General features: G+C 32.7%; 3 protein-coding genes. All 3 read right to left on the bottom strand.

Going from position 1 to position 1,915, the window contains the following annotated elements:
• The coding region (locus B3J44_RS15260) for a glycoside hydrolase family 73 protein (protein WP_286969383.1) at positions 1 to 671 on the bottom strand (671 nt) is incomplete at its 3' end.
• Positions 664 to 1,572 (bottom strand): 1-aminocyclopropane-1-carboxylate deaminase/D-cysteine desulfhydrase, encoded by a 909-nt coding sequence (locus B3J44_RS15255; RefSeq protein ID WP_286969382.1) that lies wholly within the window; start codon positions 1,570 to 1,572, stop codon positions 664 to 666. The genes B3J44_RS15255 and B3J44_RS15260, both read right to left, overlap by 8 nt.
• Positions 1,573 to 1,618: 46 nt before the next feature.
• Positions 1,619 to 1,915: hypothetical protein (locus B3J44_RS15250; RefSeq protein WP_286969381.1), on the bottom strand; the 297-nt coding region annotated here is incomplete at its 5' end.

Raw genomic sequence — 1,915 nt, 5'->3', positions numbered from 1 at the left:
TTTCTTCCTGTAACCTGACAATCATATTGATGTAGATTGTATCTTTCAATATAACTGATCAATTTATCTGGATATTTTGGATCTGTTGCGTAACCAGCTGCTCTCAAACCTTTAGCCCAAGCTTTATAGTCGTCTTTTTCGTAAGTGAATAAGGTTGCATATCGTTTTTTTCCAACCAAAAATAAAGCATGATCTCTATATGATTCTGATGCTTGAGGATATTTTCTAAAACATTCCTGAGCTGAATCATCGTCGTGGCGAACACTTTCTCCCAACCAATCATTATGGCATTTTATACCAAAATGATTATTAGCATCTACAGCCAAATCTCCTCTTCCTGCACCAGATTCTAAAATTCCTTGAGCTAGAATAATACTCGCTGGAATTCCATACGTTTTCATGTTTCCCATTGCAATATCTTTGTACTGCAACACATAGTTATTAATTAAATCACTGGTAACAACTGTTTTAGATGTAGATTGAATAACCTCAGTTGTATTATTTGTAGAAGGGTAATTTTTACCGATTGGTTTAACAGGAGTACTTCTTTTTGTTGCCGCCGTTCGAGATTGAACTGCTGCCGCTTTTTTAGTCGTCGCGATGGCAGGCTTACTAGACGAGCAACTTGCTAAAGCTAATATTACGAGAAGTAATACAATTTTTTTAATCATTGGTTTTGAGTATTGGTAATTTCTTCTGCTTCAACTTTATATTCATTCCTTCAATTCCCTGCAATCCGCCTGTGTGAATGAGTAAAATTTTTGAATGCGGAGGAAAATAATTTTTGCCGATTAAATCTATAACGCCAAAAACCATCTTTCCTGTATAAATTGGATCTAAGGGCACTTTTGTCTTTTCAAAAAAAGCATTAATAAATTCAATTAATTCTAAATTTATCTTGCCATAACCTCCAAAATGATAGTCAGAAATTAAATTCCAGTTATCTTTATTTGCAAAAATACGAATTTCATCGGTTAAAAAGTCACCTTTTAACGCTGGAAAGCCCAAAATTTTCTGATTTGGCAGCGAACTATTAATTAATCCAGAAATAGTTCCGCCCGTTCCCACTGCACAGCAAACGTAATTAAAAACCGAATCTTCTTCTGTTAAAATCTCTTCACAACCCTTTACTGCAAGTTCATTTGTTCCGCCTTCTGGAACTAAATAAAAATCGCTAAATTTATCTTTCAGCTTTTGTATAAAAGATTCTTCGTTTTTTAAACGATACTCTTCTCTTGAAACAAACTCAAACTGCATTCCGTTTTCTTGAGCAAATTTCAAGGTTGGATTTTCTTCAATTTTATCCCAAAGTTCGTCTCCGCGAATGACTCCAATAGTTTTAAAACCTTGTTCTTTTCCTGCATAAGCAACAGCTGCAATATGGTTCGAAAAAGCTCCTCCAAAAGTGAGTAAAGTGTCTTTATTTTCGGCTTTCGCCTGAAGTAAATTGTATTTTAGTTTTCTAAATTTATTTCCTGAAACAAACGGATGAATTAGATCTTCTCGCTTAATTGTCAACGAAATATCATTTGGAAACTGAATATTTATATTTTGATTGAAAACTGGATTCATTATTTAAAGTTGAAAGTCAAAAGTGACAATTCATAATTTTTTAAGCCTATTGCTTGTTGCTTTTTATGTAATCTAGAAACCGAAAAAAAGATCGATTTTTAAGATAATTCAAGTCGGCTTCTTTATTATAAGCTTCTCTTTCAAAACTAATATTTCGATATGCCAAAGCCCCATTTTTATATTGAATCAGACGAATTAGATATTCTAAAAAATACCAGATAAAAAACGGAATTACTAAAAGCTCTAATTGCTGTCTTAAATGAATCTTTTCATGATTAACAAAAACCTCATTTGTTTTATCAAAATCATATTTTGCAATTACAAACGGAAATACAGCCATTCC

Origin of the sequence: Flavobacterium sp. UBA4854, from assembly GCF_002399805.1 — a bacterium.
Classification (GTDB): Bacteria; Bacteroidota; Bacteroidia; order Flavobacteriales; family Flavobacteriaceae; genus Flavobacterium; species Flavobacterium ginsengisoli.
The sequence above is the reverse complement of the archived record's forward strand: the minus strand, read 5'-3'. Positions and strand labels throughout refer to the sequence as shown.